The sequence below is a fragment of the Mesorhizobium sp. IMUNJ 23232 genome (assembly GCF_044326205.1).
In the GTDB taxonomy this organism is placed as follows: Bacteria; Pseudomonadota; Alphaproteobacteria; order Rhizobiales; family Rhizobiaceae; genus Kumtagia.
In genome coordinates this window covers 1-6,420 of the sequence record NZ_JBIRCY010000130.1, presented here as the reverse complement: position 1 = coordinate 6,420, position 6,420 = coordinate 1, and the positions used below count along the sequence as shown (strand labels likewise).

Here is a 6,420-nt window from a genome sequence, read left to right as displayed (position 1 = left end):
CCGACGCGGAAAGCTCAAGGGGCGCATCGCAAAAGTGGGAACACAACGTATCTGGCTCGTCAGCCTATCCCACGCCTCAACAGGAATCCGGACAGGAGAGTCATCATGAAAACACGATCGAGATGGCCTTCGCCAAGCTCAAACACTGGCTGCGCAAGGCCGCAGCCCGAACCTACGATCATCTCTGGCGTGCCATCGGCAACGTCTGCGACCTCTTCCAACCAGATGAATGCTGGAATTATCTCAAGCAAACAGGATACGTTGCATATTAATCGCCCGACGCTCTAAACAGGCTTCGCTGTTTGTTTCAGCAATGACCGGTTAAGGGAAAGGGCGGTATCGGCTTGGATGACCGATATGGGGCGGAGGCTGTGTGAAAACGCTTCTCACGCCTAAGATCGTAAAATTCTGTTCTCAAAATCTGTTTCTGGCAGCTCCGGATTAGATCGATGTTCTAAGTCTAGGCTCCGTCAGGAACCACATTCTCATACGGAAGGTCCAGGCTGAGTTTTCACACAGCCTCGGGCGCGTTGCAGACTGGCAGCGTAGGGGCCGTGTATGGACTGGCGTCTTCGCAAGACGAGTCCAGCAAAGCAGACATGAGTTCGAGACAGACAGTCGGCTCGACTCTCGTCCGGCGCGCCCGGGAGGATGAAATTGAGAATCGGTATGTGGTTGTTTCTATGATAGATTTTGGATTTGGGAAGTGCAACGCCGAACCGTTGCCGCCGAAGAGGCGCACTGCAAACTGGACATCTGAGCCTCGTAACCTCATGCCAGCCTATCGGAAGCATCCCAGTCAGGAGCGAAAGGCGGCCGCACGAAGCGCTGGTCTTTAGGGAGCGCAGCAATGGCGGCGCGATCCTCGTCGTCGAGCCGGACCGCAAGGGCATCCAGATTGGCCTTCTGGCTCTGTACACGCGCGGCCTTGGGGATCAGCGCGACGCCCGGCTGGTCCAGCAGCCATGCGACGGCGATCTGCGCGGCGCTGCAGCCATGCTTGAGGCCGATCGCAGCAAGCGTCGGATCGTTCGCCGCCCGCCCCTGCGCGAGCGGTGCGTAGGCAGTCAGCGGAATCCCCTGTCCGCGCAGATAGGCCAGCGTCGGCGCCTGCGACAGGAAGAGGTGATATTCAAGCTGGACGCTGGCAATCGGCGCGCCGATGTCCTCGATGGCGCGACGAAGCATCGGCAGATTGAAGTTGCATACGCCGATCGCCTTCGTCAGGCCGGGCTCGCGCAGGGACACCAGCGCCTCCAGCGTCGCTGCCATGTCCATGTCCCGCGAGGGCCAATGGATCATGTAGAGGTCGACATGATCCAGACCGAGCTTGCGTCGGCTGGCGTCGAAGGCCCGGTGGAGCGCATCCGGCGCGAGCTGGTCGTGCCAGACCTTGGTGGTGACGAAGAGTTCGTCGCGTTGAATGCCGGACGCGGCAATCGCGGCGCCGACGGCAGCTTCGTTCTCGTACATCGCGGCGGTGTCGATGTGCCGGTAGCCGAGCGCAATGGCGCTTTCGACCACGGGCTGCGCGTCGGCGCCGGGCATGCGGAAGGTGCCGAAGCCGAGGCGTGGAATGGCCACGCCCTGTGTGGTGATGGTTTCCATGATCTTCTCCTTGCAGTGGCTGTGGGGCCGGCGGCTCAGGCCGCAGCCTTGCCGCGACTGGCTGTCACCAGCTCGGCGATGACGCTCTCAATTGTGACGGACCCCTTCCGCGCCGCGTGGCCCAGATCGGCGAAGTCGATCCACCCTTCATTGAAGCCGTCGATCATGCGCATCCTGGGCTGCGGGTTGCGGGCGCCCTGCGCGCGGAAAATGCCCTCCCAGGTCTCGCGCGGCACGGTCTCGACACGCACAGGGTGTCCAAGCGCCTCTCCGAAGGCGTGAGCGAGGTCATTCGGCGACACGCGCCGTGGCCCTTCCAGTTCGACGACGCGGGTCCCGCTCCAGTCTTCGCGCAGAAGCGCGGCAGCGGTGCGCCCTACGTCTTCGGTCGCGACCATCGGGAAGGTTCGATCGGCCGGCTGAAGGAAGCTCCGGAGGACCCCTTCGTCGCGTGCGGCGGGCACGTCCCATACGGCATTCTCCATGAACCAGCCGGGCCGCAGGACGGTGACCGGCAGGCCGAGGCCGCCGAGCGCCTGCTCCATCAACGTGCGTGCGGTCAACAGGTTCTCATGGGCCGCGTCGGCGCCGATGGTGGACAGGCACACGACCTTGGCGGGACGAGCCTCGCCGAGTGCCGTCGTCACGGCCTCGATGATGCGGCGGGCTTCGGGGAAGCCGGGCTCCGGGTCGAACTCGGACGGCGGCAGGATGAAGACGCCCTCCGCATCCTTGAAGGCGGCGGCGAGGCTTGCCGCGTCATTCATCTCGGCGATGGCGACCTCGCAGCCTCTGGCGCGCCACTCGGCCGCCTTGGCCTCGTCGCGCAGCACGGCCCGAACGGGCAGATGATCGGCGAGCAGGCTGCGCGCCAGCGCGCCGCCGACCTTGCCGGTGATTCCGGTGATGGCATACATGGTGGTTCTCCAGTCGAGCTTGTGGGATTGAGCGGTTCAGGCGAGGCCGGCATAGAGCTCGCGCTCGAAGGCGCCGTAGAGCGCGACCACGCGCTCGTCATAGAAGGGCAGCACCTGCGTGAAGAGTGCGCCGGTGACGTGCTTCACCGGGTCGAGCCAGAAGTAGCAGTTCAGCAGGCCAGCCCATGAGATGCTGCCCGGTGAGCGCCCGTTCGAGCCCGGCTGCGTGTTGATGTCGAAGGACAGGCCCCATTTGTGCGGCTGCCCGGGAAACTGGTCGAAGCTGCGCGAATAGGGCGCCTGTGCCGAGCGCATCTCGCGGACGTTCAACTCGCCAATCTGGTTCTGCATCATCAGCGCGACCGTCTCTGGCCGCAGGATGCGCGTGCTGCCCATCGCGCCGCCGTTCAGCAGCGCCTGCAGGAAGGCCATGTAGTCGCGCGGCGTGGAGAATGCGCCCCCGCCACCCATGAAGAACTCCGGCCGCTGCGGCATCTCGAACGGTGCCGGCTCCAGTCCGCCATCGGCGCGGCGGCTGTGGAAGGTGGCGACGCGCTTCTTCTGACCGCTGCCGATCAAGAAGCCGGAATCCCTCATGCCGAGCGGCGCGAAGATGTTCTCGCGGAAATACACCTCAAGCGACTGGTCGGAGACCGCCTCGATCAGCTTGCCGACCCAGTCCATGCTGATGCCGTATTCCCAGCGCTCGCCCGGATCGAATTCCAACGGCGCCGTGAAGGCGGCGTTCTTGCAGGTGGCGATGTCCGGCATGCCGGTGACCTGCTCGAAGCGGGTCAGAGCCTCGCTCCAGATCGAGTAGGTGAAGCCGGAGGTATGGGTGAGCAAGTGCCGCACCTTGATGGCGCGGTTGGCAGGCCGTAGGCGCGGCGTGCCCTCGGCGGCGAAGCCTTCGAGTACCTGCGGCGCTTCGAGCTCGGGCAGATACCTGGCCGCATCGTCGTCGAGGTTGATGCGGCCCTGCTCGATCAACTGCATGCAGGCAGTTGCGGTGAAGGCCTTGGTCATCGACAGCAGCCAGAACACAGTATCGGCTGTCATCGGCGCACCGGTTGCGACGTTCGACTTGCCGAAGGTGCCCTCGTAGACGATCCCGTTGTTGGTGGCTGCCATGGCGACGACCCCGGCGACATCGTTACGGGACACGCCGCCGCCCAAGACTGCATCGATTGCCCCCGCACTCCGCAAGGATGCGGTTGGTCTCGTTGCGGCTAGAGCGGGGCTGACCGCGTCGAGCGCCAGAAGGGCGCCCAGCAAGCCTCCGCTCCGGAGCATGGTTCTGCGTGTCATCTGGTTCATGGCTGGCCCCCTTTTGGGGATCGCAGGAAGCCGCCTGTGGTTGCTTGCCCGCGATGGTGTTGCGATGGAGCCGTTCTACGCCAACGCTATGCTGTGATTCACGCACATTAATATCAATGCTATAGTGACTCTCAATCACTATAGGATTGGAAGCGGCTTCGGCATCGACGCTTGGGGAGATGGAATGGCTTTCGACACGCGGCTTCTCACCGGCGTCGGCGTCCTTGCGGCGGTCATGGAAGCCGGAAACTTCGCCCGGGCCGCGGAACTACTTGGTGTGACACCATCGGGCGTGAGCCGGGCAGTTGCGCGCCTTGAGGCCCGGGTCGGTGTTCGCCTCTTTGACCGCAATCCGCGCGAGGTCAGCCTTACCGAGGAAGGGCGCCGCTTTCACGCGCAGGTGTTGCCGCTACTCGCCGGTCTCGACGAGGCGGCGGCCGAAGCGGCGGGCGCCGCAGCGGTCGTGAGCGGGCGGCTGCGCGTGTCCGTTGATCCCTGGTTCGCCCGCATGGTCCTCGCGCCGGCGCTCCAGCAATTCCTAGCGCGCTATCCGATGCTCCAGCTCGATCTGTCCACCAGCAACTACCGCGAGGAGATGATGGCAGGCGTCGACGTTGCGGTGCGCTTCGGGCCGCCGGACGGATCATCGCTCATCGTACGCAAGCTCCTCGAAACGCCGATCCTTACGGTCGCCGCGCCAGCTTATCTCGAACGTCATGGCGAGCCGCGTTCGCCCCATGACCTCGTCCATCACGAGGCGCTCCTCTTCCGAGATCCGCAGACGGGACTGCCGTTTCCGTGGGAGTTCCACCGCGGCAGCGAGATCGTCGAGGTCAAGGTTTCGAGCCGCCTGTTGCTGGACGATCCTTCCGTTGCAGTCTCCGCCTGCGTGGCGGGGCAAGGCGTCTTCCAAAGCCTCGCCGTGGGTCTGACACCCTTCCTGGCACGCGGCGAGCTGGTGCGGATTTTGCCGGACTGGTCGCAGGAGCGTTATCCGCTCTATGCGTACCACCCCTCGCGGCATCTGCCCCCGGCGAAGGTACGAGCATTTCTGGAATTTATCCGAGAGGTTGCCGCCATGGCGGAGACCTCGCCCGAACGCCGCGCGAGTTCGTAAACGCAGGTGCCGCAGATACGGGGATTCCAACCTCGCTACGCGGTCGTGAAAGCGGAGGAGAAGCAGTCGAGGGATTTGGATCCCCCTTGACTCGCCCGCAAGCTTCGTGGCGCGCCGACGACGTCGGCTAACTTAGAGTTACCGTTGCCTCGGCAATCATTGCTATCGAGACTTTCATGTTGGGAATGCGCACCGGCATCTTCGCTCCTTGGCGGGCCGGTGGGTTTGTAGGAAACCACTTAAGCCATTCCTCATTGGCATCCGCGAAATCCTCCTCGTCGGCCACGATTAGCGTCGCACTGACCGCACTTTCTAAATTGCTGCCCGCAGCCTCCAGAATGGCGGTGATGTTGCGGAGGCATTGCGCGACCTGCGCCTGGACAGGGCCCTCCACAATTTGCCCGGTTGATGGGTCGATCGGCGCAGTTCCCGACACGAAAACCAATCCTGCGGCCTTGACCGCTTGGCTGTAGGAGGTTGGAGCCGCTGGTGCGTTGGGAGTGGAGATTATCGTTCGCGACATTAATCTTGCTCCATGGTTCTGGTCTAGAATGGTTAAGCTCGGTCAAACAGGCTCGAGTAATACCCCGACTCCCTGGCTACCCGAAGAGTGGCAGGGGAATCGGGTGAGTTAAGGTTGGGCGAGGATAGAGCAGAGGAACTGGTCGTCCCAGGCGGCCTTTCGTTTGAGGCGCAGGCTCAACTTCTCCGGAACGGTTTTCAGGAGATTAAGCGCCATGTGTTTTATGGCGGTGAAGTTGATTGGCGCGTTTTCAGTTCGCAGGCGACAATCGTCGTCTCCAAACACACCCTCGAAGACGTTTTCTATGCCGAGAACGCAATCACCAAGGCCCTGCCAAAGGTTGCCAAGGCGGCCAAGGATGCCAAACTCAAAAAGCCGCAGAGGAACATTTGGAAGAGACCAAGGGGCAGATCGCCACTCTTCGAAAGGTATTTGAGTCCATCGGCAGGAAGGCGAAAGGCGAAAAGTGTGATGCGATCGAGGGGCTGCTAAAAGAGGCGGACGGCCTAATAGAGGAAGCCTCTGGAACTGCGCTGGATGCTGGACTGCTCGCCGCCTGCCAAGCCGTCGAGCACTACGAAATCGCGCGGTACGGGTCGCTCCGCGAATGGGCGAAGGTTCTCGGTCATGATCAGGCTCACAAGCTTCTGAGTGAGATTCTCGACCAAGAGAAGGCGACGAACAACAAGCTGACAAACCTGGCGGTCACATCTGTCAACAAGGTATGACGACCATTTTATGCGGGTGCGGCGCACTGCCCGCACCCGTCGAAAATAGGCTTCGATAATTCCCCTTATTGGACCTGATTTAAACCAATAGGGTGGTCTATCTCGCCGCCCGCGCCATCGCCCGCATGATAGCCAAGTCGGCTTCCAACTTGGCGGTCTCTTCCAATGCCCGCCGCTGCGCCCATAGCAGGGTGCGCGTCGCACGCTCGA

At 62.6% G+C, this 6,420-nt stretch carries 5 protein-coding genes and 2 pseudogenes; 3 read left to right on the top strand and 4 right to left on the bottom strand.

Going from position 1 to position 6,420, the window contains the following annotated elements:
* Positions 1-272: pseudogene (locus ACH196_RS37575) on the top strand (hypothetical protein); the annotation flags it as partial.
* Between the two features lie 499 nt (positions 273-771).
* On the opposite strand, the gene ACH196_RS37570 reads toward ACH196_RS37575, so the two are convergent.
* From ACH196_RS37570 to ACH196_RS37560, 3 genes are read right to left on the bottom strand one after another with little or no spacing between them, the layout of a single operon-like run.
* A complete protein-coding gene (locus tag ACH196_RS37570) occupies positions 772-1,608 on the bottom strand; it encodes an aldo/keto reductase (RefSeq protein ID WP_396651908.1) in 837 nt (278 codons plus the stop codon).
* A gap of 35 nt (positions 1,609-1,643) precedes the next feature.
* The gene (locus ACH196_RS37565; protein ID WP_396651907.1) at positions 1,644-2,525 is read right to left on the bottom strand and encodes an NAD(P)H-binding protein; all 882 of its coding nucleotides are present in this window, start codon (positions 2,523-2,525) and stop codon (positions 1,644-1,646) included.
* A 36-nt stretch (positions 2,526-2,561) separates the two neighbouring features.
* Entirely contained in the window at positions 2,562-3,818 is a 1,257-nt protein-coding gene (locus ACH196_RS37560) for a serine hydrolase domain-containing protein (RefSeq protein ID WP_396651909.1), read from the bottom strand.
* 208 nt (positions 3,819-4,026) lie between these two features.
* On the opposite strand from ACH196_RS37560, the gene ACH196_RS37555 reads away from it, so the two are divergent.
* Positions 4,027-4,959 carry a LysR family transcriptional regulator gene (locus tag ACH196_RS37555; RefSeq protein ID WP_396651906.1) on the top strand — a complete coding sequence of 311 codons (933 nt, stop codon included), beginning with the start codon at positions 4,027-4,029 and terminating at the stop codon, positions 4,957-4,959.
* 127 nt (positions 4,960-5,086) lie between these two features.
* On the opposite strand, the gene ACH196_RS37550 is transcribed toward ACH196_RS37555, so the two are convergent.
* The gene (locus ACH196_RS37550) at positions 5,087-5,482 is read right to left on the bottom strand and encodes a RidA family protein (RefSeq protein WP_396651905.1); all 396 of its coding nucleotides are present in this window, start codon (positions 5,480-5,482) and stop codon (positions 5,087-5,089) included.
* Positions 5,483-5,749: 267 nt separating this feature from the next.
* On the opposite strand from ACH196_RS37550, the pseudogene ACH196_RS37545 reads away from it, so the two are divergent.
* Positions 5,750-6,210: pseudogene (locus ACH196_RS37545) on the top strand (ferritin-like domain-containing protein).
* The last annotated feature ends 210 nt before the right edge of the window (positions 6,211-6,420 follow it).

Excerpts from the sequence above, each read along its gene's own strand:
- ACH196_RS37570 (WP_396651908.1), bottom strand. The coding sequence starts at position 1,608 with ATGGAAACCATCACCACACAGGGCGTGGCCATTCCACGCCTCGGCTTC.
- ACH196_RS37565 (WP_396651907.1), bottom strand. The coding sequence starts at position 2,525 with ATGTATGCCATCACCGGAATCACCGGCAAGGTCGGCGGCGCGCTGGCG.
- ACH196_RS37560 (WP_396651909.1), bottom strand. The coding sequence starts at position 3,818 with ATGCTCCGGAGCGGAGGCTTGCTGGGCGCCCTTCTGGCGCTCGACGCG.
- ACH196_RS37555 (WP_396651906.1), top strand. The coding sequence starts at position 4,027 with ATGGCTTTCGACACGCGGCTTCTCACCGGCGTCGGCGTCCTTGCGGCG.
- ACH196_RS37550 (WP_396651905.1), bottom strand. The coding sequence starts at position 5,482 with ATGTCGCGAACGATAATCTCCACTCCCAACGCACCAGCGGCTCCAACC.